Consider the following 24,287-nt stretch of genomic DNA (forward strand, 5'->3'; position numbering starts at 1 on the left):
GAATGCGCAGCCAAGGAATATGCTAACGGCGCAGGTAGGTCTGCCAGATCCAGATCACCAGCAATGCGCCCAGAACCGCGCCCGCAAAGCCCGACATCCAGCCAGCGTCGGGTATCAGAGACCACAGAAGGGGCCCACCGATCATAGCCCCAACAATGCCGATCAGCATCGTCGCCGGGAGCAACCTGGCGAGCAAAACTTCAAGCGCAGCTTGGATGATGATCAGAGCGACGATGGGCATGTCATTTTCGCCAATGGGTCGGCACGATGATCAGCGCGCCGATAGACGAGATCACCGCATCCAGACCCGGAGGGCCAAAGCTGATACCGAACATGATGCGGATGAAGTAGAACAGGAACGCCCCACCCACGCAGATGATGATCGACTGAAGATAGCCGTTATGGGTGAACCCGGTCTGTTCGGACAGATATCCGACGATCCCGGCAATCACGACGGTCCCCATCATCACCATGAACATCGGGCTTCTCCTAGGTCAGGCGGGTGCCGGTGGGAATGGGCCAGCCCCGCAGGAAGGTTTCCCTATCCTGCGCGCCTTTGCCCGCCCGTTGCAAGCGCAGCAGTTCGACCGCGCCCTGACCGCAGGCCACGTGCAGGTCGTCGTTCAGAACCTCACCCGCTGCGCCCTGCCCGTCTGCCAGCCGCGATGCCAGCAGCTTGATGCGCTCGCCATTCATTTCGGTCCATGCGCCGGGAAAGGGTGACAGCCCGCGGATTTGCCTGTCGACCTCGACCGCCGGGCGTGCCCAGTCGATGCGGGCCTCGGACTTGTCGATCTTGGCGGCATAGGTCACGCCATCCTCGGGCTGCGGTTCCGGTATCAGGTCCGGCAGCTTGGCCAGAGCCTCGACGATCAGCGCGGCCCCCATGGCCGAGAGCCGGTCATGCAGGTGCGCGGTGGTTTCTTCAGCCTCAATCGCGGTTGCCTGTCGCAACAGGACCGGGCCGGTGTCCAGACCGGCCTCCATCTGCATGATGCAGATCCCGGTTTCGGCATCGCCGGACATGATCGCCCGGTGGATCGGGGCGGCACCGCGCCAGCGCGGCAGCAGGCTGGCGTGGATGTTCAGGCAGCCGTGTCGCGGCGCGTCCAGAATGGGTTGCGGCAGGATCAGGCCATAAGCGACGACGACGGCGATATCGGCGTTCAGCGCGGCAAATGCGGTCTGTTCGTCAGCGGATTTCAGAGAGGTTGGGTGGCGAACGGGCAGGCCCAGCGCCTCGGCCCGGGCGTGAACCGGCGTCGGGCGGTCTTTCTTGCCGCGTCCGGCGGGGCGCGGGGGCTGACAGTAGACGGCGGCGATGTCGTGCCCGGCCCTGACGAGTGCGTCCAGCACCGGGACCGAAAAATCAGGGGTTCCCATGAAGATGATGCGCATCGTTGGCTCCGGCAGTTGGGACGGGTGCCGGGCTGAAGCCCGGCCTACAGACGTCAGGTTTGTTTGCGTGCCTTGCGCAGCAGCATGTCACGCTTGACCTTGCTGAGCCGGTCGAAATACATCCGCCCGTTCAGGTGGTCGATCTGATGCTGCACGCTGGTCGCGTCGATCCCGACGAAATCGCGGCGGTCCAGCATGCCATGTTCGTTCAGGAACTTCACGGTCACCGCGCGCGGGCGTTTGATTGTGGCCGAGACGCCGGGCAGGTTCGGGCTGGCCTCTTCATGTTCGCGCAGCTCGATCGAACTGTGCAGGATTTCCGGGTTTGCCAGACGCACGGCCCGGCCCCGTTCGGCAGAACCGTCAACAACGGCCAGCCGCAGCATCACCCCGATCTGTGGCGCGGCAAGACCGACGCCGGGCATCGCCTCCATCGTGTCGATCATGTCGTCCCAGATGGCGCGGACCTCATCAGTGATTTCGGGCACCTCATCCGCCTTGGTGCGCAGGCGTTTGTCAGGCCATGGCAGGCAGGTACGAACGGTCATGCACGGGCCCGTTCGCGTTTGAGCTTTTGCATCTTGCGGGTGATCATCTGCCGTTTCAGCGGCTTGAGATAGTCGATGAACAGCTTGCCGTCCAAATGATCGATCTCGTGCTGAACGCAGGTGGCCCAAAGCCCGTCAAAGGTTTCCTGTTGCAGGTTTCCGTCGCGGTCCATCCAAGTCACATCGACCACTTTGGGGCGCGTCACCTCGGCGTATTGATCGGGGATCGACAGGCAGCCTTCCTCGTAGACATTGGTTTCTTCCGAGGCCGCGATGACCTGCGGGTTGAACATGATCAGGGGGCGCGGAGCCTCGCCTTCTTCCTTGACGCAATCCAGCACGATCAAGCGATCCAGCACGCCGATCTGTGGCGCGGCAAGGCCAACACCGGGGGCGTCATACATCGTTTCCAGCATGTCATCGGCCAGCGCGCGCAGGTCGTCCGTGAGGTCGGCCACGGGGGCGCAGACCTTCTTGAGACGGGGGTCGGGATAGATCAGGATGTTACGTTTCATGAGGCTGATTTAGGCCATCCCGCCCCGCGCCGCAACGCCCCCCTTGCACCTGCCTGAATTGCGGTTAGCTTTCGGTCGAGAAAATGGAGCAGACATGACTTTCAACGACCAGATCGACCGCCGGGGCACCAACAGTACCAAATGGGACAAGATGGAGATGCTGTATGGTGTCTCGCCCGAGGACGGGCTGGCCATGTGGACGGCCGATTCCGATTACCCGACAGCCCCCTGCGTGATCGACGCGGTGCGCAAGGCCGCGGATCACGGCGTGTTCGGGTATTCCTGGGCGCACCCGGAGTATCTGGCCTCGGTCCAGTGGTGGATGAAAACCCGCCACGACTGGGAGATTGACACGGACTGGGTTCTGACCACTCAGGGCTTGGGCAATGCAATCGCCCTGTCGCTGGATGTCTGGACCGATCACGGTGATGGCATCGTGATCTTTACCCCCGTTTACCATGAGTTTGCCCACAAGGTGAACAAATCGGGCCGCCGGGTCGTGGAATGCCCTTTGGTGCGGGACGGGGAAAGTTATGGCCTTGACCTGGACGACGCCCAGTCGCGGCTGGACGGGTCCGAGAAGATGTTGCTGTGGTGTTCGCCGCAGAACCCGTCGGGCCGCGTCTGGACGCCGGAGGAACTGCGCGCCGTGGCCGCATTTGCCGAGCGCAACGGGCTGATCCTTGTGTCAGACGAGATTCACCACGATCTGGTCTATCCCGGCGCCAAATTTGTGCCGATGGATGTGGCAGCCCCGGATGCGCGGCCATGGACGGTGACGCTGACTGCGGCATCGAAGACCTTTAACATCGCCGGGCAGCGGACCGGCAACATGATCATTCCCGACCCCAAACTGCGCGAGGCGATGAAGCATCGGCTGACAACGCTGGATTATGGCCCCAGTGCGTTGGGTGTGGCGATGATCACCGCCGCCTACAGCCCGGCCGGTGCGGAATGGGCAGATGCCCAGATCGCGCATCTGGATGGAAACAGGCGTCTGTTCGACCAGACCATCGCCGAGATTCCGGGCCTGTGGTCGATGCCCTTGCAGGCGACCTATCTGGCCTGGGTCGACTTTTCCGGCACCGGCATGGATCACACCGAGTTTGTCCGCCGATTGCGCGAGGATGCGCGGATTGCAACCTCGTCAGGGCCGGGCTTTGGCACTGGCGGAGAAACGTTTGAACGGTTCAACCTGGCCACGCAACGAGCGCGGGTCGAGGACGCCTGCGCGCGGCTGAAACGGGCCTTTGGCGACCTGCAATAATCCAGGCGGTGGCTGGGGTGGCTGACCCTACGATGGACCGCGCCTGTTGGCCGGGCGCGGACCTGAATGGCGAAATCCATAGCGATAGCCAGCCTAACGGCCTGTTGGGCGTTACCCTTACCGAACCCGGTACTACGATAGAACTCCGATCCTAGTCTTCGTAGCCCAGCAACGCGATGGGCGCATCCGGGGCGCGGTAGAAATCCAGCGGTGCCTTGTCATGGGCGGCGGTGCTGCGTTTGAATTCATACCGCATCTCGCCGCCTTCATCCTGATCGGCAATGATCAGGCATTGATACAGAAGGTTGGCCCCTTCATAGATATCGACCAACCCGCGCAGGCGCGGTGTTGTTTCCGCCTCAACCGTGAAACCATCTTTCCACAATTTGAGAATTTTATAGGTATTGTCGCCCATCTGGACACGAAGGCGACTGGCCTTTTTCAATGTGGCGATTCGGGCGGCGTCCAACTCGGCGCGTATTTCCTTTGAAACATAAGTACTCATTAAATCATTCCCCCGCTAATGACCTCTATTGTGCGGGAACTGTTGTAAAAATCCAGTGAACGCGTTCACGCAACGGGCTGTGCCTGCGGTTTGTTGCACAGATATCCCAGCATTGCCTGTGCGCGCATGCAGGTCTTGTGCGCGGGCAAATGCATAGGAACAGGCGGGGCTTGGACCTATCTTTGGCCAAACGCCTATGCGGAGGATGAGATATGGGCCTGCTGGTCGATGGAAAATGGCAAGACACCTGGTATGACACCAAATCCACGGGTGGCGCATTCAAACGCAGCGCGGCGCAGTTTCGCAACTGGCTGACCGCCGATGGCCGCGCGGGGCCGTCGGGCAAAAGCGGGTTTCGGGCCGAAGCCGGGCGGTATCACCTGTATGTCAGCCACGCCTGCCCCTGGGCGCATCGCACCCTGATCTTTCGCGCGTTGAAGGGGCTGAGCGATCTGGTTCCGGTCTCGGTCGTGCATCCCGACATGCTGGATCACGGCTGGACCTTTGAGGCGGATGATCACGGTGCCACGGGTGACCGTCTTTACGGGCTGAGCTATGCACATCAGATCTACACCAAGGCGGATCCGTCCTATTCCGGTCGCGTCACAGTGCCGATCCTGTGGGACAAGGTGCAAGAGACCATTGTTTCGAACGAAAGTTCGGAAATCATCCGCATGTTCAATTCGGCCTTCAACGATATCACTGGCAATACGGACGATTACTGGCCCGAGGCGATGCGGGACGAGATCGAAGAGGTCAACACGCGCATCTATTCAGACGTCAACAACGGCGTCTACAAGTCGGGCTTTGCCACCACGCAGGACGCCTATGACGCTGCCGTACACCCATTGTTCGACACGCTGGACTGGCTGGAGGAGCGTCTGGCCCGGAACCGTTACCTGATGGGGGATCGGATCACCGAAGCCGATTGGCGGTTGTTCACAACCCTGATCCGCTTCGACCCGGTCTATCACCTGCATTTCAAGTGCAACCGGCGGCGCCTGGTCGATTACCCGAACCTATGGGCCTATACGCGTGAGCTGTATCAATGGCCCGGTGTCGCCGAGACCGTGAACATGGCCCACATTGTGCGCCACTATCACTACAGCCATGACAGCATCAATCCGCACCGGATCATTCCGGTGAACCCGGTGCTGGATTACATGGAGCCGCATGGACGCGGTCAGCGCCCCGCAGCGTAATGTTCGACCATCGCCGCCAGATCCTCTGGCGGCGTTTCGCTTTGAACATAGGCACAGGCATTGGGACTGTGCGCAAAAATCGACCCGTCGGAAAAGAAGGTGGTGTTGGTGACAAAAATCACCCGCGCCTCGGGGCGGCGATAGCTGGCAAAATCTGCCACAGCCAATGCGCTTCCGGTTTCCAGAACCAGATCCAGCACGATGATATCAAAATCCGTGCCATAGAGCGCCAGAATGGCGGCCTCCTGAGCGTCAACCAGCGTGACTTCGGCGTCTTGCCGCTCCAGATGTCTTTTCCAGACCCGACCAAGGTCGGGGTTACTCTCAACAATCAGAACTTTCATTTGCAACAACCTCGGCACTTGGTATGGTGAGTGGTGCCGACCCCCGTGGTCCGTGATCTCGTTATTTCCTTAACAAAGTGTTAACAGCAGCCGCACGCTTGCGTGTTCGGGCGGATTTGCTTGTGTAAATGGCAAAAATCCGCTTGAAGCACCCCGAAACCGGTCAATCCCCGCAGAGAGAGCAGATGAGTACACTTGATCACGGCTTGGACCCCCGCGCAGTTCGCGACCACGGCGGGGGGCTGGACAGGGCGATTGTCAGGTATGGTGGAACGCGCGCAGATTGGATTGATCTGTCGACCGGAATCAATCCGCATCCTTACGCAGTCGCGGGTCTGACCGCCGGAGATTGGGCCGAATTGCCGGATCACGGTGCCTTTGAACGGCTGAGTGATGCGGCCCGCAGGTTCTGGAACGTGCCGCAGGGGGCTGCGATCCTGCCGGCACCCGGTGCATCGGCTGTCATCTCTCGCATTCCGGCGCTGGCCGCGCCAGGGCGTGTCCAGATCACGCCGCCCACCTACAACGAACACGCCGCCGCCTTTTCGGCGCAGGGGTGGCGTGTTCAGCCTGAGAGCGCGACTGACGCCCGCGTGATCGTGCATCCCAACAACCCGGACGGGCGTATCTGGCAGGAACGCGATGTCTCGGCCCCGCTGACCGTGATCGACGAGAGCTTTTGCGATGTCATGCCAGAGGTATCGTTGATCCATCTGGCGGAACGTCCCGGCGTGATCGTGCTGAAGAGCTTTGGCAAGTTCTGGGGGCTGGCCGGGATGCGGCTTGGGTTTGCCATCGGGCGGCCTGAACTGATCAACCGCCTGAACGACCTGACCGGACCCTGGTCGGTGTCCGGCCCGGCCCTACGGGTTGGGACACAGGCCTTGTCGGACGATGACTGGGCTGATGCCACGCGCGCGCGACTGGCGGATGAGGCGGCCCGGCTGGATGCGCTGATGCTGACCAGGGGCGCGGATATTGTCGGTGGCACCAGCCTGTTTCGTCTTTATCGGGTCGATGACGCCTCGGGGTGGCAGGACCGGCTGGCCCGCGCCAATATCTGGAGCCGGATCTTTCCCTATTCGGAAAGTTTTCTGCGTCTGGGTCTGCCACCAGAAAAGGGGTGGGACAGGCTGGAGGCCGCACTGTGAGCCCTGCCCTGATGCTGGTCTGCGCCCTGTGTCTGGACGCGGCACTGGGAGAGCCCGACTGGCTCTGGTCCCGCGTCAAACACCCGGCGGTGGTGATCGGCAACCTGATCGGCTGGCTGGACAAACGCCTGAACCACGGGCGCGGTCGGCGACTGAAAGGGGTGGCGGTGCTTGCCCTTCTGATCTGCGGCGCATGGGGCCTTGGGTGGGGTCTGTCCCTACTGGGGCCGGTGGTTGAAATTCTTGGCTGCGCGATTCTGCTGGCGCAAAAGTCGCTGGTTGCCCATGTCCGCGCGGTTGGTGACGGGTTGCAAACCTCGCTGGAAGACGGGCGGGCGCAGGTGGCTATGATCGTCTCGCGCGACACGCAGGATATGACCGAAGCACAGGTGGCGCGTTCCGCCATAGAAAGCGCGGCTGAAAACCTGAGCGACGGGGTCATTGCCCCTGCATTCTGGTTTCTGGTCGCCGGGCTTCCGGGGTTGCTGGTGTACAAGGCGGTGAACACCGCCGACAGCATGATCGGCTATCGCATCGAAACGTACTGCGATTTTGGCTGGGCCGCGGCCCGGTTCGACGACCTGCTGAACCTGATCCCTGCCCGCCTGACCTGCGTGATGATCGTGGCACTGTCCGGCCAATGGTCGCGCTGGTTTGAGATGGTGCGGGATGCGCAACGCCATATTTCGCCCAATGCTGGCTGGCCCGAAGCCGCCATGGCCCGCGCCCTGAATGTCGCGCTGGCAGGGCCGCGCAGCTATGACGGGCAGGTGCGCGATCTGGCCTGGGTTAATGGCGACGCCCCGCGCGAGATCGGCGCATCAGAAGTTTTTCGCGCATGTGACATGCTCTGGCGGGTTTGGGGGCTTGCGCTTGCGCTCGTGTCAGTGTGGGTTGGGGCCGAACTGATATTCTGACGGACCTTTTCATGCGTATACTCTCTGGCCTGATCGCCGCCGCCCTGTTTACCTCACCTGCGCTGGCGCAATGTGGAGGTGGATTTAACTCCTTTGTCAAAGGGCTGAAGACCGAAGCCGTGCAGCTGGGTTTGGACAAATCAGCGGTGAACGGGTTTTTTGACGGGGTGCAACAGGACAGCGCCGTGCTGAAGGCCGACCGGGCGCAGGGCGTGTTTCAGAAGCCCTTTGTTGAGTTTTCCCGTCGTCTGATTTCGCAAAACCGGATTGAGCGCGGGCAAGCGATGTCGCGCAAATACGATGCGGTCTTTGATCGGATCGAGCGCGAGTATGGCATTTCCCGCGGGGTGCTGCTGGCCTTCTGGGCATTTGAAACCGATTACGGATCGTTTCAGGGCGACTTCAACACCCGCAACGCCTTGGTGACGCTGGCCCATGATTGCCGCCGCCCGGAACTGTTCCGGCCACAGATCTTCGCCGCCATCGAGCTGTATCAGAACGGTGATTTCGACCCGGCCCGCACCACCGGCGCATGGGCCGGAGAGATCGGCATGGTGCAGATGCTGCCGCGTGACATACTGGAAAACGGCGTCGATGGTGACGGTGACGGGCATGTCCGCCTGAAAAGCTCGGCCCCTGATGCGCTGATGTCGGGGGCCAGAATGCTGTCTCATCTGGGATGGCGCGCGGGTGAGCCGTGGTTGCAGGAGGTCACCGTGCCCGCGCAGATGGACTGGTCCCTGTCCGGCCCCGGTAAGCCGCGTTCGGTGGCTGAATGGCAGGCGATGGGCGTTCAGGCGCGCAGCGGGTCCTTGGCCAACCTGCCCGCCTCGCTGATCCTGCCACAGGGGCGCAACGGGCCTGCCTTTCTGGCCTACCCGAATTTCGATGTCTATTTCGAATGGAACCAGAGCTTTGTCTATGTTCTGACCGCCGCTTATTTCGGAACACGGCTTGAGGGCGGCCAGATCTATGACGCGGGCAATCCCGCGCAGGGCCTGAATGGCGCACAGATGAAACAGTTGCAGACCAAGCTTCAGGCCAAAGGATATGATGTGGGCAAGATCGACGGGATCCTGGGGTCAGGGACGCGAGCTGCGACGCAGGCGGAGCAGAAACGTCTGGGCCTGCCTGCGGACGCATGGCCAACGATGGAGTTGCTGGGAAAACTCTGATCCAGCGGCCCGCACTTCTATGGTATGACGCAAAACCCGAAGATTATTCGACGATATCAGCGCCGTCACCGCTGATTATGTGACCGGATATTTTTCGGGGTCAATTCCATGTCTGTGACAGACAATATCGATGTAACTTCCCTTTGGAGGAATACCGCCGAACTTACTGCGAATACCACTGCGGGTTTCGCCCTGGAAGTGATGAAACCGGGCCCAATCGGGTTCGTAGTCTTCAATGTTCTCGACCGGGTCCAGAAACCCGCGACGCGGCCAATATAAATGCCAATGCTGGCCTCGGTCGATTTCACCAGTGACCCCCAGCGCCCAGCGGGTCACGCTTGGGCCGGTTGTCGTCCACGGAAGGTCGTAAAGCGTGAGTGTCTCGCCCGCCTCATAGCGTTTGACCAGTTTTTCAATGTGATCACTGCCCAACCAAAACGGGATCGGGACTTCTGACTCAAGGAAATTCAGGATCAGCTTCAGTGCCAGAGAATTTTTGGGAAGACGCAATACGCAATTGTTCATCGCCTTATTGCGCCAGACGACACCAAACAGATAGTCCGGTGGAACATCCAGCGGCCGGATGCAGTAGATATCCAGATCCACCCACACATAGTCGGTTTTTTGCAGCATGTGGATCCGGAAGATGTCTGAATAGACCGCCATCCGTCGTCGGCCACCGGTCAGGTTTTCGGTGGTTTCATCCGCATAGATTTCGCGGGCATCATGAACAACGACGCCGTCGGGAACATCTATGTTCATATCCAGCACGTACAGGTGGAAGACATAGCCATGATCCAGAAAGGACTGAATGCATACTCTTTCAACGCAAGATAACGGCGAGCCAAACCAGAAACTTGCAACTTGAAAATCCAAAACAGCACCTCTTGCCCAAAGCCGAAACGGGGTCGCTGCTGCACTAACGAAGCGGTGTGTGGCTCGTCAACCGCGGCTGCTGTTTTGGCGCGACTTACCCTGCTTTGCGCCAGTGCGCTGTGTCGAGGTGCCCACAGTTTGGTTCTGGCCTATCTTCGGGCGCGCATTTTTGGCTGGTGTTCCCAACATAGCCGTTAACGTCTGCCGCGGGTTCAGATTGCTGCGCGGGTTGGTCCGTTGCCAACATGGCCGGCCCAAATTGTGACTTCTTTATTTGGGCCGCACCGGGTACCTATCCCCTTTCTGATCGATCAGGATCAGCCGCTCGCCACTGTGGACATACAGGTCGCAGCGGCTGAACCCGTTGCGATACGCGATGCAGACGGAACCGTCATCGGCGATGGAGTAGGTTCCGAATGCAGACCCCCCGCCCGCGTAGGTATAGGAATAAGCGCCCCCCGCCGAAAACTTGGCCTGACCATCATCGTAGAAGGTCAGCGTCTGGCCCGCGAGGGCGTCAAGCTCGGCCACTGTCAGCGGGACATCGCCGGATTTGACGGGCCATTCAGCGGCGACAACTGAAGTGGCGGCGATGAGGGCGGGGATCAGAAAACGCGTCATGAGGCCAAGGTAGCGCGTTATGCCTGCAATCATCATAACGTTGCGGTGAGCGGTCAGGCCACCATCTGCTCGGCCTTTTTCAGGTCGACCGAAACCAGCTGGCTGACGCCCTGTTCCTGCATGGTGACGCCGAACAGACGATCCATGCGCGCCATGGTCACCGCGTGGTGGGTGATGATCAGGAAACGGGTGTCGGTCTGGCGGCACATCTCGTCCAGCAGGTCACAAAAACGGGTGACATTGGCATCGTCCAGCGGCGCGTCAACCTCGTCCAACACACAGATCGGGGCCGGGTTGGCCAGGAAAACGCCAAAGATCAGCGCGGTCGCGGTCAGCGTCTGTTCGCCGCCCGACAGCAGGCTGAGGGTCGACAGCTTCTTGCCCGGCGGCTGGCACATGATTTCCAGCCCCGCATCCAGCGGGTCGTCGCTTTCGACCATGACCAGATTGGCCTCGCCCCCGCCAAAGAGGTGCTTGAACAACATCGCGAAGTTCGAGTTCACCTGTTCAAACGCGGTCAGCAGACGCTCGCGCCCTTCGCGGTTGAGGCTGGAGATGCCGCTGCGCAGGGCTTTGATCGCCTCTTCCAGATCGGCCTTTTCACTGCTGAGCGTGTCGAATTCTTCCTGAACGTCCTTGCTGTCTTCCTCGGCCCGCAGGTTCACTGCGCCCATGGCGTCACGCTGACGCTTGTGGCGGTTCACTTCGGCCTCCAGCGCATCCGCGGCGGGCATCTGGTCGGGGTTTACGTCCAGCTGGTTCAGCAGCTGGTTCGGGGTCAGTTGCTGGTCTTCGGCAATTCGTTCTGCTGCCGCAAGCACGCTTTCCTTTGCCGCGTCACTGCGCGCCTCGGCTGCGGCGCGGTTTTCGCGAGCTTCCGAGGCCAGGCGTTCCGCCTCACGCTCGGCCATCACCACTTCGCGCAACTGTGTTTCTGCTTCGGCCAGCTTGTCGGCGGCGTCGGCCCGACGGGCTTCGGCGGCTTCGATCAACTCGTTCAACTCTTCCCGCGCCTCGGCGATTTCGCCGGGGACGGCCATGGCCTCGGTCAGTTCCTCTTCCGAGCTTTCCTTGCGCTCGGCCAGTTCCGAAATCCGTTTCTCTGCCGTTTCCAGACGGTGCCGCCAGCCGCTGAGATCCTTGGTGACCTCCTGCGTGCGACGGGTACGGGCATCGCCTTCACGGCGCAGCTCATCATGGGTCGAGCGGTGGGTCAGCATGGTGATCCGCGCCGCCTCGACCGTCTGTTTGATGTCCTCAACCTCGGCGCGGGCGCTGGCAAGATCACCCAAGTCGTTCAGCGCCGCCTCGGCCTCGCGCAGTTGCACGCGGGCGGACATGGCATCTTCCTTGTGACGGTCCACGGCGAGGGCCAGGGTTTCCAGCTTGCCCTGCGCGAGGTTGCGATCCGCCTCGGCGCGGCTGAGCTGGCGTGCGGTTTCGGCCATGCGCTGATCAGCGGCACGACGGGCTTCGCGCGCGCGGCGGTCGGCCTCGGTCACGTCCGCCAGTTGCCGCGACAGGGTTTCATGCGCGGCGCGGGCGCCGTCGGCCTGCGCCTCGGTGCGGGCCAGTTCCTGTTTCAGCGCCTCAAGCTTGTTGAGCTGCTCCAGTCGCAGCGCCGCCGCACTTGGCGCATCCTCGGCCCAGGCGCGGAACCCGTCCCAGCGCCACAGATCGCCCGAGCGGGACACAAGACGCTGGCCCGGCTTCAACGACGCCTGCAACCGCGCGCCCTTATCCGCATCGACCAGCCCGATCTGCGCGATGCGACGGCTGAGCCTGTCCGGCCCTGACACGTGCAGCGCCAGCGGGTCGACCCCATCGGGCAAGGGCTGATCGCTGTCATACCCTGCCACCTGAACCCAGCCGGACGGGCCGTCACCTTCGACCAGCGGCGCACGGAGGTCATCGGCAAGCGCAGCACCCAGCGCCTTCTCAAAACCCGGTTCCACGCGCAGCAGGTCCATCACCTGCCCGCCCTCGGCCGTGTCGCGGTCCACCAGCTTGGCAAGCGCGGTGGTTTCGGCGCGGATTGCACCCAATTCACCTTCGGCCTCGGACCGTTGCGCGCGTGCCTCGGCTTCGCGGGCCTGCGTTTCATTGCGCAGCTCATCTGCGGCGGCCAGCGCCTCTTCGGCGGCCTCGGCGGCTTCGCGGGCTTCTTCCTCACCCTCCTGCGCGGTTTCAAACGCCTCGCTGGCGCGGGTCAGGGCTGTTTTGGCCTCATCCACGGCCAGCCGGGCTTTTTCCTCTTCCCCCTCAGAGCGCGCCAGTGTCTTGCGGCTGTCTTCGACCAGACGCTGCGCCGACTGGTGACGGGCGACAAGACGCGCCATATCTTCGGTCTGCTGCGACAGGTGGTCTTCGCGGTCCTGAAGGATCGAAGCCGCTTCGCGGGCAATTTCTGCGGCTTCCGCCACCTTCGCGTCATGCCCTTCTGCAGCCTTGGCCAGTTCGCGGGCTTCCCATTCCAGCCGTTCGATCATCTGGCCCGCATCGCGGTTCAGGCCGGTTTCCCGTTCGATATCCTTGCCGAGCTGATGGATGCGGCTGGTCAGCGTCTCAATGGTCTGGCGCGCGCGGGTTTCCTGATCGGTCAGTTGATCGCGCTGCACCTGCTGGCGTTGCAGGACAGCGGCGGCGATGGCCTCTTCCTCGCGCAGGGGGGGCAGGGTTTCTTCGATCCCGGCCCTTTTTGCTGCGGCGGCGCGGGCTTCGGCCTCGGCGCGGGAGGCCTCGGAAATCCGGTCCCTCAGCTTGTCTTCGGCCTGCTGGCGGGCCATGTCGGCCTCTTTCCAGCGGCGATAGAGCAGCATCCCCTCGGCCTGACGCAGCTGTTCGCCGATTTCGCGATAGCGTGCGGCCTGACGGGCCTGACGGGCCAGTTGCGCAAGCTGCCCGCCCAACTGCTCGAGCACGTCATCGACGCGGGTCAGGTTGGACTCGGTCGCTTTCAGCTTCAGCTCGGCCTCATGCCGGCGTTGGTACAGCCCCGAAATCCCGGCGGCCTCTTCCAGAATGCGGCGGCGGGCGCGGGGTTTGGCGCTGATCAGCTCGGCGATGCGGTTCTGCCCTACAAGCGCCGGGGAATGGGCACCGGTCGAGGCATCCGCGAACAGCATCTGCACATCGCGCGCGCGCACATCCTTGCCGTTGGTCTTGTAGGCGCTGCCGACATCGCGGGTGATCCGGCGCACGATTTCAAGCTGGTCGGTGTCGTTGAACCCCGCAGGCGCCAGACGTTCGGAATTGTCCATGGTCAAGACAACTTCGGCGAAATTGCGGGCGGGCCGTGTGGCGGCACCGGCAAAGATCACATCCTCCATCGCGCCGCCGCGCATGGATTTGGGGCGGTTTTCACCCATCACCCAGCGCAAGGCTTCCAGAAGGTTGGACTTGCCACAGCCGTTCGGACCCACCACACCGGTCAACCCGTCCGCGATGATCAGATCGGTCGGATCAACAAAGCTTTTGAAGCCGGTCAGTTTGAGCTTGCTGAAACGCAATGGCCGCGTGTCCCGTGATTCCTATGAATTGAAAGTCTGCGCAAGGGATGGGGTCCGAGTCAACGCAGTTGCGCAGGATATGGGAGATCAGTGCAAGTTATCCACAACATCTTGCCGAAATGCGCAGGAACACGCGTATGTCAGTATGGGCTGCATTCGAAGACCTGATAGCCGCTGTCGCCCCCGACATTTTCATAGATACCATAGTCGATACATTCATACCGGGGCGTCGAGACAGCGGTCAGCAACAGCCGTTCCCCCGCCTCGCGGTCACACCCCAGTACACCAACCGTGACAGCCGCGTCACCCAGCACGTCGAGGATCGGGCAGCCTGAAACCTGCGCCATGGCCAGCGCGGCGCGATCCCGAACAGGGCCAAGCCGCGGGGCGTATTGCGCGTTGATCCGCACCGCCTCGGCCAGATCGCCGCGCACGCGCACGTCGAACACACTACCGTTCACCGCCACGCGGGTGGCCGGAACGTCGCGGAAATGCGGGGTCCCGGCGGCGCAGGCGGCCAGCAGGAGCGGAGCGAGAAACCGGATCATGCCGCAGAGTTGCAGCAATTTGGTTAACAGAACCTTTCTGGACGTCAGGCGCGCAGAACTTCGCCTAACCGGCGGATACCTTCGCGGATCGTCGCCTCGTCCGAGTTCGAGAAGCTGAGCCGGATCGTGTTCGCCCCGCTGCCGTCGGGGAAAAACGCCTGCCCCGGCACAAAGGCCACTTTCACCGTATCCAGCGCCTGCGCCAGCAGGTCAGACCCGCTGATTCCCGACGGGAGTGTCACCCAGACGAACATGCCGCCTTCGGGGCGCGTCCAAGCCACCCCGTCGGGCATGTGCTGTTGCAGCGCACCCAGCATCGCATCACGGCGCGCGCGGTAAGTGTCGCGCACTTTCGGGATATGGGTGTCAAAGCACGCTTCCGCCACCTGATGCACGGCCATCTGGTTGATGGTCGCCGAATGCAGATCCGCCGCCTGTTTCAGCAGAACCATCTGCGAGATGATCGGCTTGGCCGCAACAACCCACCCCATGCGCAGACCCGGTGACAGGGTTTTCGAGAAGCTGCCACAGTAGATCGTCCGGCAGTTTTCGATCGATCCCTTGCGCTCCTGTTCCAGAGCCAGGATTGGCGGGATCGGATCGCCGTCATAGCGCAGTGCCTGATAGGCGCCGTCTTCGATCAACGCGCAGTCCAGTTCGTCGGTCAGGTCCAGCAATGCCTCACGACCCGGGCGGGTCAGGGTTTCGCCTGTCGGATTGGCAAAATCGGGCGACAGATAGGCGAATTTCACAGCGCCATCCCCTGCCGCAACCCTGAATTCATCGGCCCCCTTGTTGCCATTGAGCCGGTCAAAGCGCGGCTCATACGCGTTGAACGCGGCAAGCGCGCCCAGATAGGTGGGCCACCCGACCAAAGCCGTGTCGCCGGGGGACAGGAACAGCTTGCCCAGATAATCCAGCGCCTGCTGCGAGCCCGAGGTGATCAGGACGTTGTCCATGTCACATTCCACCCCGATTTCGCGCATGTGCTGCACCAGCCACCGGCGCAGGGGGGCATAGCCTTCGCTGACCGAATATTGCAGCGCCTGCGCCTGCATGTCCGGCCCCAATGCCTGCTGAAACGCCTGAGCGAAAGCTTCAGCCGGGAAAAGCGCGGGGTCCGGAATGCCACCTGCAAAGGAAATGATACCGGGCTGATCGAGCAGTTTCAGCAGCTCGCGGATTTCTGACGCCTTCATCCGGGAAGCCCGGGTGGCAAACAAAGGGTGATGGGACATGAGGCTCCTCCGATCTCATTTCGGCGCAGCCTATGCTTTCTCAAATTAAAGTCAATACTTCTGACCTAATATTTCAGCGGATGTGACCGGGTATTCTTGAACAGCCCCCCTGTCCATGGTCAAATGAGTTGACCAATTTCGGAACGGACCATGCCATTTCAGAAAGTTCAGACGGAAAAACTGTCACTTGCGGTCGTTCGCCAGATCGAGCTGTTGATCCTGCGCGGCATCCTGCGCCCCGGGGAGCGCCTGCCGCCCGAGCGTGAGTTGGCCGAACGGATGGGTGTGTCGCGCCCGTCCCTGCGCGATGCGGTGTCCGAGCTTCAGGAACAGGGGTTGCTGACAACAAAAGCCGGCTCCGGGATCTATGTGGCCGAGGTTTTGGGCTCGGCCTTTTCGCCGGCGCTGATCCGGTTGTTCAGCAGCCATGACGAGGCCGTATTCGATTACCTGTCCTTTCGCCGCGACATGGAGGGGCTGGCGGCGGAACGGGCCGCGCGGCTGGGATCAGAAAGCGACCTGAAGGTTGTTCAGACGATCTATGACAAGATGCGGGCGGCCCATGACCGGAACGCTGCGGACCAAGAGGCGCAGCTGGATGCCGAGTTTCATATGGCCATCATCGAAGCCAGCCACAATGTGGTGATGCTGCATATGATGCGGTCAATGTATGACCTGCTGGTGCAGGGTGTGTTCTATAACCGGCGGACAATGTTCCGGCAGCGCGCGACCCGCGAGGCCATTCTGGACCAGCACAGCACTATCAACGCAGCCCTTCAGGCCCGCGATCCGGCAGCCGCACGTCAGGCCGTCGAAACGCATCTGAGCTTTGTCGAACGCTGCATGATCGATCAGCAGAAGGCCGAGCGGAACGAGGCTGTTGCGCAGCAAAGGTTGCAGCACGAAACCCGTCAGGCCTAGCGCTTTCCAAGTGCCCTCAGGGATCAGGCGGCCCCGGTCTCGGGCTGGATCAGGTGTGACGGGAAAGGTGCGCCGCTGCCTTCGCCCAGATCGTCATTCGGGGCGATGGTTGTCAGGGCCGGGTCGATGAACAGCCGCGCGCCCCGGTCCCTGAGGTGTTTATGCAGCATCACATGCTCGCACACGAGGTCGCCCTTTTCGTCCCGGCAGGAATAGCGCAGGCCACGCAAGGCGCGGGTCTTGTACATTCCTGCACCGCCGAAGGCGCTGTCGACCGGTATCAGGGGCATATCGGACGGGATGTGGTACTGCCGGTCGAAAACCGCTGATTTCAGAAGAACTTTCCGCCACTTTCGGCGCCCGAACAGCGGTTTGCGCGTTGTCTGAATTCTTTGCCAGACGTCTTCGTCACACCAGCCCGCGCAACGCAGGGCGTAGATATCGTAATAGGCCGGTTGGGAATTGGCGAAGACACCTTCCCAGCGCGGTACGGACCGTTGTGCGGCAGTCAGAACCGTCTGAACGTCCAGACAGACATTCGGCCCGTTCAGATCCAGCACCAGTGTCAGGTCGTGACCGCTGTCGCGTTCTTCCAGCCTGTTGAGGACTGCGTTTCTGGCCGCCGTGATCCGCTCGACCCGGTCTGGCAGTCTGGACGCCAGACCATCCATGCGGACAAGGTCCACATTCGGGTCGCGGCGCGCGAATTCGGACAGAACCCGATCTGTACGATCGGCGTTGTCGTTTGTCGCGATGGTCACGGAATAGCGGTGCAAGCGGGTGGTCAGGTCTTCGATCCTGTTGATGCTTTCGATCAGCGCGGCCCCGCCGTTCCTGACCACCCCAACAATATTCATCGAAACGTCTTCGCCTGCCACGGCCCGTCTTTCCCTGCTCTTTTCGCACCCTTAGACCCCAAGCGGAACATTCAGACCCTCTGAAGGGTACAGAATCCGGGTGATGTTGCGGTCAATACAATCAGCCCCGTCACCAAAACAAAAGACCCGACAGCGCAATGCTCTCGGGTCATCTGCGTTTTTTACCGGCCGGTGTCCCCGTCAGTGCAGCTTGGCGCCCACATCTGCGATCGAGGCATCGATCAGCTTGTTCGCCTGCGCGGCTGTCATCTGCTTGGCCAGAACCGAGCTGGCAGCGGCAATCGCAACCGAAACGGCCTGATCGCGCACGTCTTTAACGGCAGAGGCTTCGGCCGAGGCAATCTGGTCCTGCGCAGCAGCCAGACGGCGTTCGATCGACTTTTCGAGATCGACCTTCGCCTGGTCCGCAGCCAGAGCCGCGTCCTGTTTGGCCGCCTCGACTATCGCGTCGGCCTGTGCCTGCACTTCACGCTGCTTGCGCTCGTACGAAGCCAGCAGGCTGCGTGCTTCTTCATGCAGGGCGCGGGCTTCGTCCAGCTCGGCCTTGATGCCTTCGGCACGGTTGTCCAGCGCACCGCCGATCATGCCCGGCACCTTGAAGTAGAACAGGACCGCGATGAAAACGATGAAGCCCAGAAGGACGACAAAGTCAGTATTGCCAAGCGAGAAGAACGGACCGCTTGCAGCCAGCGCGGGGCTGGCGGCACCAACGGTCAGGATAAGGGCAAGAGTGTTCCGCATGTCACTTATCCTTTCATCTGCGCGTCAATGGCACTGTCGATGGCTTTGGCATCCGCCTCGCCGCCCAGCGCGGTGACCAGTTCAGCCGCCGTATCCTTGGCGACCACTTGAATGCTTTCCAGCGCACCGGCACGGATTTCGGCAATTGCCTTTTCCGATTCAGCCGCCTTTGCAGCGATTTCCGCATCCGCCCTGGCAATCGCATCATCCAGACCAGCCTGGATTTCTGCGCGTGCTTCTGCCGCGATACGCTGCGCTTCGGCACGGGCATCGGCCAGCGCCTTGTTATAGGCCTCTTCGGCCTCGACCGCTTTGGCCTTCAGATCTTCGGCCGCAGCCAGGTCATTTGTAATGGTCCCCCGGCGCTCGGCCAGGATTGCCGCGATGCGGGGCAGAGCCACGCGAGACAGGACCAGAAAGATGACGACCAGCGTAATGACCAGCCAGAAAATCTGGTTGGGGAACCAATCGAAGCAGAGCTGCGGCATCCCGATGGCAGAGCCATGCGAGTCAACGCACGCGCCAACTACTTCTTCGCTAATGGGTTCAGTCGCCATGATGTCCTCCGTCGGAACGTTGTCTTTACAACAGGTGGGCCGCTATGGCTTGGACCCACCTGCGCGTAAGGATCAGGTTCCGCAGATTAGACGGCGAACATCAGCAGCAGCGAGACCAGGAATGCGAAGATCCCCAGGGCTTCTGCGAATGCGATACCGATGAACAGGGTTGCGGTCTGCGAAGCAGCCGCCGAAGGGTTGCGCAGGGCGCCGGCCAGGAAGTTGCCTGCAACGTTGCCCACCCCGATTGCGGCTGCGCCGGAACCGATTGCTGCCAGGCCTGCGCCGATGTGTGCGAGATCGCCTTCCATGATGTATCTCCTTACGAATTGGAAGTTTCGATGTTGGGTTATCGGACCTTAGTGCGAAGGATGCAGCGCATCTTTCAGATAAACACAGGTCAGAATGGTGAATACGTAGGCCTGAATGAAGGCCACCAGGACCTCGAGACCGTACATTGCGGTGATCGCCAGAACCGACACGGGCGAGATCAGGGAAATTGCGGCAAAGCCTGCAAACACCTTGATCACCGCGTGGCCAGCCATGACGTTACCGGCAAGACGAATGGAGTGGCTGACCGGGCGTACGAAGTACGAGATCAGCTCGATGATCGCCAGGATCGGGCGCAGCGCCAGCGGCGCGCTGGAGACCCAGAACAGGCCCAGGAACGCGGCACCGTTCTTGACGAAACCCAGAATGGTCACGGTCAGGAACACGGCCAGCGCCAGCGGGATGGTCACGGCGAAATGCGATGTGGTGGTGAACGAGGTCGGGATCAGGCCCAGGAAGTTTGCGGTCACAATGAACATGAACAGGGTCATGACATAGGGGAAGTACTTGACACCGTCCTTGCCGCAGATGTCTTCCAGCATCTTGTAGATGAAGCCATAGGCCAGTTCCGCAATCGACTGCATCCGGGTCGGGACGATGGCGCGCTTTGATGTGCTGAGAACCAGCAGGCCAAAGATCGCCACGATGGCCAGGAACAGCCACAGGGTCACGTTGGTGGGGGTGTACCAGGCAATCTCGCCACCGAACAGCGGCTTGACGATGAACTGGTCCATCGGGTGAAACACCAGGCTGCTGGCTTCTGCTGCGTGGTCTGCGCCTTCGGCGCCGTGTGCTGCGGTGGTCTCGCTTGCCACGTTCAGTCCCTCTCGTCCTTTTCGGCCTGCATATGGGCCGCTTGTTTATCTTGAACCTCTTTCGCGCTGCGGAGCATAACCTTCACGCCCGCGACAAGGCCCAGCAATGTGAACAGCACCAGAAAGATCGGGATTGTCCCGAGCAGGCTGTCCAGCCCGTATCCGATGCCAAATCCGATCCCCAGACCGGAAACCATTTCGATGACCATCCTCCAGGCAAGCTCGCCCCCGGATATGTCACTGTCAGCGCGGGCAGCCGGTTGTCTGGCCTTTTTCGCCGCGTCGATCTTGGCCTCAAGCTGCGCCATACGCTGCTTTTGGTCGTCATCGGTCACGGACGGAATCCTCGCGCTGTCTTGCGCATGGTGCTAAGGCGCGAAAGGCCCAGAGTCAACGGCGTTGATGGCGTGAAATGACGCAGGTTAGTGTGTTGTTTTTAAACTGTTATTACTGGTTAACTCGTCCAGCCAAATTGCTTGCCCATGCCCTGAACGGCAACAATCTCCCAAAAACCCATATTCAACCTTTTGGTTGATCTTTGTGCGTGCGCTGAGGCCACAGGTGTCGAACAAGGCGTCCGTCGATCAGCAAGAGCCCGGCAAAAATCGCCGCCATGCCCATCAAATGTTCGGGTTGCAGAGTTTCCCCCAGAACCCAGGTTCCAAGTATCAGGGCGGAAACCGGCGCGATCAGCGTGACGGTCGAAATGTTGGTTGGCCCGACTCTGGGCAGCAACCAGTAGAAGGCAATGAAAGCGGCCGAGGTCAGCACAAAACCGATCATCAGCAACGAAAGCCATGTTTCAGTGTGCTCGATCACCGGCAGGCCTTCACGCCAAAGCGCCAGGGGTAAAATCGCCAATGTCGCTCCTGTCAGGGCAAGGGCGACCAGCACCACCGGCTGCATGTCACGGAAGGCCCGCGCAATGTTGACGGAAAACGCGTAACAGATCGGCGCGCACAGGGTCAGCAGAACCGCCCAGAACTGAGAGGTTTCGCCATTGTGCAAAATCGGGACGGACAACACGACAATCCCGATGAAGCCGCACAACACGCCAAGGGATTTCAACAGCGTCGCACGCTCGCTTCCCGGCCAGAAATGCGAAACGATGACGGCAAAGGCCGGTGTTGTCGCATTCACGATCCCCGCCACGCCGGACGCGATATGCTGCTGCCCAAGCGCATAGAACGCAAATGGTGCGGCATAGCTGAGCGCCCCGAACCCCAGCAGACCGATGGCGCGCCCGAGTGTCAGGTGAACCGGCATACGGGCAGCAATCACATAGATCCAACAGCCCAGCGCCCCAAATGCAACACGCCCCAATGACACGGATAGCGGCCCAAGTTCGCGCAGCAATATGGCGTTGAACATGAAAGACATGCCCCACCCGATGCCAAGGACGCAGATCACCAGCCAGTATTTCAGCGCCATAGCCGCCCCCCTTGCGCATCACCGCTGCACAGTGACGTGATGGGGGAAATTGTCAAACGGGTTCTCGCCCATTAGGAAAGACCCATGTCCAACGATCTCGACACCGTGTTTGCGGCCCTTGCCGACCCCACCCGCCGCACCATTCTGGCGATGCTGCTGGAGGACGATATGGCCGTGACGGATGTGGCCGAGCCGTTCGAGATGTCGCTGGCGGCGATCTCGAAACATCTGGTCATCCTGACCAAGGCCGGGCTGATATCACAGGAAAAGCGCGGCCGGGTGAAATGGTGCAAGCTGGAACCCGACGCGCTGCGCACCGCTTCGGTCTGGATGCAGGGGTTCGGTCAGTTCGAACCCATCAACCTGGATGCGTTCGAACGGTTTCTGGAAGTCGAGCTTCCGACCTCGGACGAGGCCTAGCGCACCACAAAGACCGACATGCTGGCATGTTTGGCCAGATATCCGGCGTGGCTGGAAAAGATGTAATCGGTGATCCGGGGCGCATGGGTGCCCACGATGATCAGGTCTGCACCGATCTCTTCTGCTGCGCGGGTCAGGTCGCTGTCCACTTCGGCAGCAACATCGACCGAGTGTATCTTGCGCACCGCAACTTCGGCCGCGCCTTCTGATGCAAGCTGTTCGGTGAAGTCGGCCAGTTGCTTGTCTATCTCGGCCTCGGTTTCCGAGGATGCACCCATATGGGCCCCGCTGACACTGACCAGAGTGATCTTGGCGCCTTGCCATTTCGCCACCTGCGCGGCGACATCTGCGGCCTTGCGAACCTCGGGCGGCAGATGGCGGTCAATCGGCAGCATGATATGTTTGAACATAATCTCCTCCTTTTGTCCGCTTTCCAAGGTAGTCCTGAGACCAAGGGCCTACCTTGATCTGGCTCAACAGATTCTGCTTTTGGAATTCGTGGGCAATCTGTACCGGTTTCAGACCGGGAGTGGCTTTATTCAGCTGCCCGGCGTTGGGGGCTGTTGCGCGGGGCTTCTTCCTTCAGCAGCATCAGCAGGGCAATGACCGTCAGCGCCACACCGCCCAGGATCAATCCCGTCGGGACAGGTTTGCCCAGCGCGATTTCCCACAGGATCACCCAGCTTGGCACCAGATAGGTATAGGCCATGACCTTGGCCGACGGCAGCCGGAGCGAGGAGAATTGCACCAGAACGAAACTGGCCGCCGTTGCGAAGAACGAGATATAGAACAACCCGAGCCAGACGATGGCGGGAAGGGCTGCCCATTCGGTCGCTTTCAGGTCGGACCAGCCGAACAGGACCAATAACAAGCACCCGGCAACCAGCGTTCCGAACGTGAACACGACGGCAGGTTCTCCGCGGTTCAGCCTGCGGATCATGGGGGTGTAGATCGCGTGCGCGACGCATCCCCAGAAATAGATGATCTCGCCCCCGCCGATCTGGAAGGCGCGGAACATCTGCCAGTCGGCCCGAAAGATCACCCATAGCGCCCCAATCGCACCGATGGTCAGGGCCATTGCCATGCGCGGCGTGGTGATCTGGCGCAGCAGGACCCAGCCCGCAATGGCCGAGACAACGGGGGTCAGGGTGAAAACCGCGGCAGCGCTGACCGGCGGGGCGGTTTGCAGCCCGTAAAACATCAGGACAAAGTAGGTGGCGAACAACCCGCCCAGCACCAGATACCGCCAGGGCGCCTGTGCGGCACTGCGGGACAGACCGGTTGTCGCCAATGCCGCCACACCAATCACCACAGCCGCAATGGCAAAGCGCACCGCATTCAAGGCAGCAGGGGCAATTTCGTTGGCAATCATCGACCCAAGCGAGAAGCTGCCTGCGACTAGGGCCGAAAAGGCCAGCATGGCCAGATGGCCACGCATCTGCGGGTTCATGGACACCAGCCTTTGGAGGCTTCTTTCAGAAAACTCAGGAACGCTTGCACCTTGGTCGTTCGGTGCAGGTCCACATGGGTCACCAGCCAAAGGTTGCCGAACCATTCCGGAAGCGGGTCGATCACTTCGACCAGAGTGTCATGACGGGCGGCCTCCCAACGGGCCATAAAGCCGATACCGGCCCCGGCCAGAACGGCCTCGCGCATACAGAAATTGTTAGTGCAGCGAAAGGTGATGCGGTCGGCGGATACCGTGTTACGCAGCCACCGGGTGAACGGCGCGCGGCTGCTTTCATCGTCAGAGCTGACGAAGTGGTGGTTTCCGAAATCCTCGATGCCTGAGGGTTTGCCGTGCCGTTCGATATACGAGGTGCTGGCATAGAGGCCGACTTCTTCCTGCCGGAAAGGTTGCACAACGTTGTCGGGTTGATCCGGGGCCGATCCCGCACGGATTGCAACATGCGCCTCGCCATATTCCAGCCGGAACAGGCGGTCTCCGGTCAGGTAGCGCACGATCAGCTCGGGGTGCATCTTTTGAAATTCGGTCAGCGTCGGCACCACCAATGGCGCGATGGAGCCCAGCGACGTCACCACCAGTTCGCCCGATACATCGTCACCGCGCCCCTTCATCCGGCCGACAAGCTGGTTGAACTGGTCTTCGGTAGCCTGCGCCACGCGCAGCAAATCGTCGCCCGCTTCGGTCGGGGTGTATCCCCGCGCATGGCGCTGGAACAGTTTGACACCCAACCGGGCCTCGATCGCGTCGATGTGGCGGATCACCGTGGCGTGGTGCACGCCCAGAACCTCGGCCGCACCGCTGACGGTTCCCATACGCGCCACCTGATAGGCGGTCCTCACCTCATCCCAATTGTCCATCGTCACACCGTTCTGTGCAATTTCCAACAATAACTGTTGATGTATCCGAGTTTTG

At 61.2% G+C, this 24,287-nt stretch carries 29 protein-coding genes; 7 read left to right on the forward strand and 22 right to left on the reverse strand.

Features of this window, described 5'->3' with window-relative positions; genetic code table 11:
• Positions 1-22 precede the first annotated feature (22 nt).
• From ACR0D9_RS10440 to def (ACR0D9_RS10460), 5 genes are read right to left on the reverse strand one after another with little or no spacing between them, the layout of a single operon-like run.
• Positions 23-241 carry a GlsB/YeaQ/YmgE family stress response membrane protein gene (locus tag ACR0D9_RS10440; RefSeq protein WP_480538706.1) on the reverse strand — a complete coding sequence of 73 codons (219 nt, stop codon included), beginning with the start codon at positions 239-241 and terminating at the stop codon, positions 23-25.
• 1 nt (position 242) lies between these two features.
• The gene (locus ACR0D9_RS10445; RefSeq protein WP_267364066.1) at positions 243-479 is read right to left on the reverse strand and encodes a hypothetical protein; all 237 of its coding nucleotides are present in this window, start codon (positions 477-479) and stop codon (positions 243-245) included.
• Between the two features lie 10 nt (positions 480-489).
• Positions 490-1,398 carry a methionyl-tRNA formyltransferase gene (fmt, locus tag ACR0D9_RS10450; protein WP_480538708.1) on the reverse strand — a complete coding sequence of 303 codons (909 nt, stop codon included), beginning with the start codon at positions 1,396-1,398 and terminating at the stop codon, positions 490-492.
• A gap of 53 nt (positions 1,399-1,451) precedes the next feature.
• Entirely contained in the window at positions 1,452-1,946 is a 495-nt protein-coding gene (gene def / locus ACR0D9_RS10455) for a peptide deformylase (protein ID WP_209506187.1), read from the reverse strand.
• Positions 1,943-2,461, reverse strand: a complete 519-nt coding sequence (def, locus tag ACR0D9_RS10460; protein WP_209506185.1) for a peptide deformylase — start codon at positions 2,459-2,461, stop codon at positions 1,943-1,945. Before def (ACR0D9_RS10460) ends, def (ACR0D9_RS10455) begins: the two co-directional genes overlap by 4 nt.
• Before the next feature lie 94 nt (positions 2,462-2,555).
• On the opposite strand from def (ACR0D9_RS10460), the gene ACR0D9_RS10465 reads away from it, so the two are divergent.
• Positions 2,556-3,728 (forward strand): MalY/PatB family protein, encoded by a 1,173-nt coding sequence (locus ACR0D9_RS10465; RefSeq protein WP_480538710.1) that lies wholly within the window; start codon positions 2,556-2,558, stop codon positions 3,726-3,728.
• A 151-nt stretch (positions 3,729-3,879) separates the two neighbouring features.
• On the opposite strand, the gene ACR0D9_RS10470 is transcribed toward ACR0D9_RS10465, so the two are convergent.
• Positions 3,880-4,233 carry a hypothetical protein gene (locus ACR0D9_RS10470; RefSeq protein WP_480538712.1) on the reverse strand — a complete coding sequence of 118 codons (354 nt, stop codon included), beginning with the start codon at positions 4,231-4,233 and terminating at the stop codon, positions 3,880-3,882.
• Positions 4,234-4,445: 212 nt separating this feature from the next.
• Here ACR0D9_RS10470 and ACR0D9_RS10475 point away from each other — a divergent pair, with 212 nt between their 5' ends.
• Positions 4,446-5,435, forward strand: coding sequence for a glutathione S-transferase family protein (locus ACR0D9_RS10475; RefSeq protein WP_480538714.1), 990 nt, complete (start codon positions 4,446-4,448; stop codon positions 5,433-5,435).
• On the opposite strand, the gene ACR0D9_RS10480 is transcribed toward ACR0D9_RS10475, so the two are convergent.
• Positions 5,417-5,779, reverse strand: a complete 363-nt coding sequence (locus tag ACR0D9_RS10480; RefSeq protein WP_209506176.1) for a response regulator transcription factor — start codon at positions 5,777-5,779, stop codon at positions 5,417-5,419. The two genes, ACR0D9_RS10475 and ACR0D9_RS10480, sit on opposite strands and share 19 nt — an antisense overlap.
• A 185-nt stretch (positions 5,780-5,964) precedes the next feature.
• On the opposite strand from ACR0D9_RS10480, the gene cobD reads away from it, so the two are divergent.
• From cobD to ACR0D9_RS10495, 3 genes are read left to right on the forward strand one after another with little or no spacing between them, the layout of a single operon-like run.
• Positions 5,965-6,930: a threonine-phosphate decarboxylase CobD gene (gene cobD / locus ACR0D9_RS10485; RefSeq protein ID WP_480538716.1), complete on the forward strand. Its 966-nt coding sequence runs from the start codon at positions 5,965-5,967 to the stop codon at positions 6,928-6,930.
• Positions 6,927-7,847, forward strand: coding sequence for an adenosylcobinamide-phosphate synthase CbiB (cbiB, locus tag ACR0D9_RS10490; protein WP_480538717.1), 921 nt, complete (start codon positions 6,927-6,929; stop codon positions 7,845-7,847). Before cobD ends, cbiB begins: the two co-directional genes overlap by 4 nt.
• A gap of 11 nt (positions 7,848-7,858) precedes the next feature.
• Positions 7,859-9,022 carry a lytic murein transglycosylase gene (locus tag ACR0D9_RS10495; RefSeq protein ID WP_480538719.1) on the forward strand — a complete coding sequence of 388 codons (1,164 nt, stop codon included), beginning with the start codon at positions 7,859-7,861 and terminating at the stop codon, positions 9,020-9,022.
• A 75-nt stretch (positions 9,023-9,097) separates the two neighbouring features.
• On the opposite strand, the gene ACR0D9_RS10500 is transcribed toward ACR0D9_RS10495, so the two are convergent.
• The 5 genes from ACR0D9_RS10500 to ACR0D9_RS10520 form a co-directional block, all read right to left on the reverse strand.
• A complete protein-coding gene (locus ACR0D9_RS10500; protein ID WP_480538721.1) occupies positions 9,098-9,784 on the reverse strand; it encodes a hypothetical protein in 687 nt (228 codons plus the stop codon).
• Positions 9,785-10,168: 384 nt separating this feature from the next.
• Positions 10,169-10,519: a hypothetical protein gene (locus ACR0D9_RS10505; protein ID WP_480538723.1), complete on the reverse strand. Its 351-nt coding sequence runs from the start codon at positions 10,517-10,519 to the stop codon at positions 10,169-10,171.
• Between the two features lie 53 nt (positions 10,520-10,572).
• On the reverse strand, positions 10,573-14,028 hold the full coding sequence (locus ACR0D9_RS10510) for a chromosome segregation SMC family protein (RefSeq protein ID WP_480538725.1): 3,456 nt from the start codon (positions 14,026-14,028) through the stop codon (positions 10,573-10,575).
• Positions 14,029-14,168: 140 nt separating this feature from the next.
• Entirely contained in the window at positions 14,169-14,576 is a 408-nt protein-coding gene (locus tag ACR0D9_RS10515; protein ID WP_480483776.1) for a hypothetical protein, read from the reverse strand.
• A gap of 44 nt (positions 14,577-14,620) precedes the next feature.
• Positions 14,621-15,814, reverse strand: coding sequence for an aminotransferase-like domain-containing protein (locus ACR0D9_RS10520; RefSeq protein WP_480487172.1), 1,194 nt, complete (start codon positions 15,812-15,814; stop codon positions 14,621-14,623).
• 150 nt (positions 15,815-15,964) lie between these two features.
• Here ACR0D9_RS10520 and ACR0D9_RS10525 point away from each other — a divergent pair, with 150 nt between their 5' ends.
• The gene (locus ACR0D9_RS10525) at positions 15,965-16,735 is read left to right on the forward strand and encodes an FCD domain-containing protein (RefSeq protein WP_480487174.1); all 771 of its coding nucleotides are present in this window, start codon (positions 15,965-15,967) and stop codon (positions 16,733-16,735) included.
• Positions 16,736-16,758: 23 nt separating this feature from the next.
• On the opposite strand, the gene ACR0D9_RS10530 is transcribed toward ACR0D9_RS10525, so the two are convergent.
• From ACR0D9_RS10530 to ACR0D9_RS10560, 7 genes are all read right to left on the reverse strand, one after another.
• Entirely contained in the window at positions 16,759-17,592 is an 834-nt protein-coding gene (locus ACR0D9_RS10530) for a hypothetical protein (protein WP_480487176.1), read from the reverse strand.
• A gap of 201 nt (positions 17,593-17,793) precedes the next feature.
• Entirely contained in the window at positions 17,794-18,354 is a 561-nt protein-coding gene (locus ACR0D9_RS10535) for a F0F1 ATP synthase subunit B (RefSeq protein ID WP_480487178.1), read from the reverse strand.
• Positions 18,355-18,359: 5 nt separating this feature from the next.
• Entirely contained in the window at positions 18,360-18,911 is a 552-nt protein-coding gene (locus tag ACR0D9_RS10540) for a F0F1 ATP synthase subunit B' (protein ID WP_209506152.1), read from the reverse strand.
• An 86-nt stretch (positions 18,912-18,997) separates the two neighbouring features.
• Positions 18,998-19,222, reverse strand: coding sequence for a F0F1 ATP synthase subunit C (locus ACR0D9_RS10545; protein ID WP_005981269.1), 225 nt, complete (start codon positions 19,220-19,222; stop codon positions 18,998-19,000).
• Between the two features lie 48 nt (positions 19,223-19,270).
• Positions 19,271-20,056 (reverse strand): F0F1 ATP synthase subunit A, encoded by a 786-nt coding sequence (locus ACR0D9_RS10550; RefSeq protein WP_480538728.1) that lies wholly within the window; start codon positions 20,054-20,056, stop codon positions 19,271-19,273.
• 2 nt (positions 20,057-20,058) lie between these two features.
• Positions 20,059-20,391: an AtpZ/AtpI family protein gene (locus ACR0D9_RS10555; RefSeq protein WP_480483780.1), complete on the reverse strand. Its 333-nt coding sequence runs from the start codon at positions 20,389-20,391 to the stop codon at positions 20,059-20,061.
• 184 nt (positions 20,392-20,575) lie between these two features.
• On the reverse strand, positions 20,576-21,487 hold the full coding sequence (locus ACR0D9_RS10560) for a DMT family transporter (RefSeq protein ID WP_480483781.1): 912 nt from the start codon (positions 21,485-21,487) through the stop codon (positions 20,576-20,578).
• An 84-nt stretch (positions 21,488-21,571) separates the two neighbouring features.
• Between ACR0D9_RS10560 and ACR0D9_RS10565 the strand changes: the two genes are divergently transcribed.
• The gene (locus tag ACR0D9_RS10565; protein WP_480483782.1) at positions 21,572-21,907 is read left to right on the forward strand and encodes an ArsR/SmtB family transcription factor; all 336 of its coding nucleotides are present in this window, start codon (positions 21,572-21,574) and stop codon (positions 21,905-21,907) included.
• On the opposite strand, the gene ACR0D9_RS10570 is transcribed toward ACR0D9_RS10565, so the two are convergent.
• From ACR0D9_RS10570 to ACR0D9_RS10580, 3 genes are all read right to left on the reverse strand, one after another.
• Entirely contained in the window at positions 21,904-22,317 is a 414-nt protein-coding gene (locus tag ACR0D9_RS10570; protein ID WP_267367733.1) for a universal stress protein, read from the reverse strand. The genes ACR0D9_RS10565 and ACR0D9_RS10570 overlap by 4 nt on opposite strands.
• Before the next feature lie 125 nt (positions 22,318-22,442).
• The gene (locus tag ACR0D9_RS10575; protein ID WP_480538730.1) at positions 22,443-23,357 is read right to left on the reverse strand and encodes a DMT family transporter; all 915 of its coding nucleotides are present in this window, start codon (positions 23,355-23,357) and stop codon (positions 22,443-22,445) included.
• Positions 23,354-24,232, reverse strand: a complete 879-nt coding sequence (locus ACR0D9_RS10580) for a LysR family transcriptional regulator (RefSeq protein WP_209506137.1) — start codon at positions 24,230-24,232, stop codon at positions 23,354-23,356. Before ACR0D9_RS10580 ends, ACR0D9_RS10575 begins: the two co-directional genes overlap by 4 nt.
• Between the last annotated feature and the right edge of the window lie 55 nt (positions 24,233-24,287).

The organism is Ruegeria sp. AK11 (assembly GCF_056541095.1).

Bases quoted from the DNA above. Each gene is read 5' to 3' on its own strand.
- ACR0D9_RS10440 (WP_480538706.1), bottom strand. From the start codon at position 241: ATGCCCATCGTCGCTCTGATCATCATCCAAGCTGCGCTTGAAGTTTTG.
- ACR0D9_RS10445 (WP_267364066.1), bottom strand. From the start codon at position 479: ATGTTCATGGTGATGATGGGGACCGTCGTGATTGCCGGGATCGTCGGA.
- fmt (WP_480538708.1), bottom strand. From the start codon at position 1,398: ATGCGCATCATCTTCATGGGAACCCCTGATTTTTCGGTCCCGGTGCTG.
- def (WP_209506187.1), bottom strand. From the start codon at position 1,946: ATGACCGTTCGTACCTGCCTGCCATGGCCTGACAAACGCCTGCGCACC.
- def (WP_209506185.1), bottom strand. From the start codon at position 2,461: ATGAAACGTAACATCCTGATCTATCCCGACCCCCGTCTCAAGAAGGTC.
- ACR0D9_RS10465 (WP_480538710.1), top strand. From the start codon at position 2,556: ATGACTTTCAACGACCAGATCGACCGCCGGGGCACCAACAGTACCAAA.
- ACR0D9_RS10470 (WP_480538712.1), bottom strand. From the start codon at position 4,233: ATGAGTACTTATGTTTCAAAGGAAATACGCGCCGAGTTGGACGCCGCC.
- ACR0D9_RS10475 (WP_480538714.1), top strand. From the start codon at position 4,446: ATGGGCCTGCTGGTCGATGGAAAATGGCAAGACACCTGGTATGACACC.
- ACR0D9_RS10480 (WP_209506176.1), bottom strand. From the start codon at position 5,779: ATGAAAGTTCTGATTGTTGAGAGTAACCCCGACCTTGGTCGGGTCTGG.
- cobD (WP_480538716.1), top strand. From the start codon at position 5,965: ATGAGTACACTTGATCACGGCTTGGACCCCCGCGCAGTTCGCGACCAC.
- ACR0D9_RS10495 (WP_480538719.1), top strand. From the start codon at position 7,859: ATGCGTATACTCTCTGGCCTGATCGCCGCCGCCCTGTTTACCTCACCT.
- ACR0D9_RS10500 (WP_480538721.1), bottom strand. From the start codon at position 9,784: ATGAACATAGATGTTCCCGACGGCGTCGTTGTTCATGATGCCCGCGAA.
- ACR0D9_RS10505 (WP_480538723.1), bottom strand. From the start codon at position 10,519: ATGACGCGTTTTCTGATCCCCGCCCTCATCGCCGCCACTTCAGTTGTC.
- ACR0D9_RS10515 (WP_480483776.1), bottom strand. From the start codon at position 14,576: ATGATCCGGTTTCTCGCTCCGCTCCTGCTGGCCGCCTGCGCCGCCGGG.
- ACR0D9_RS10520 (WP_480487172.1), bottom strand. From the start codon at position 15,814: ATGTCCCATCACCCTTTGTTTGCCACCCGGGCTTCCCGGATGAAGGCG.
- ACR0D9_RS10525 (WP_480487174.1), top strand. From the start codon at position 15,965: ATGCCATTTCAGAAAGTTCAGACGGAAAAACTGTCACTTGCGGTCGTT.
- ACR0D9_RS10530 (WP_480487176.1), bottom strand. From the start codon at position 17,592: ATGAATATTGTTGGGGTGGTCAGGAACGGCGGGGCCGCGCTGATCGAA.
- ACR0D9_RS10535 (WP_480487178.1), bottom strand. From the start codon at position 18,354: ATGCGGAACACTCTTGCCCTTATCCTGACCGTTGGTGCCGCCAGCCCC.
- ACR0D9_RS10540 (WP_209506152.1), bottom strand. From the start codon at position 18,911: ATGGCGACTGAACCCATTAGCGAAGAAGTAGTTGGCGCGTGCGTTGAC.
- ACR0D9_RS10545 (WP_005981269.1), bottom strand. From the start codon at position 19,222: ATGGAAGGCGATCTCGCACACATCGGCGCAGGCCTGGCAGCAATCGGT.
- ACR0D9_RS10560 (WP_480483781.1), bottom strand. From the start codon at position 21,487: ATGGCGCTGAAATACTGGCTGGTGATCTGCGTCCTTGGCATCGGGTGG.
- ACR0D9_RS10565 (WP_480483782.1), top strand. From the start codon at position 21,572: ATGTCCAACGATCTCGACACCGTGTTTGCGGCCCTTGCCGACCCCACC.
- ACR0D9_RS10570 (WP_267367733.1), bottom strand. From the start codon at position 22,317: ATGTTCAAACATATCATGCTGCCGATTGACCGCCATCTGCCGCCCGAG.
- ACR0D9_RS10575 (WP_480538730.1), bottom strand. From the start codon at position 23,357: ATGAACCCGCAGATGCGTGGCCATCTGGCCATGCTGGCCTTTTCGGCC.
- ACR0D9_RS10580 (WP_209506137.1), bottom strand. From the start codon at position 24,232: ATGGACAATTGGGATGAGGTGAGGACCGCCTATCAGGTGGCGCGTATG.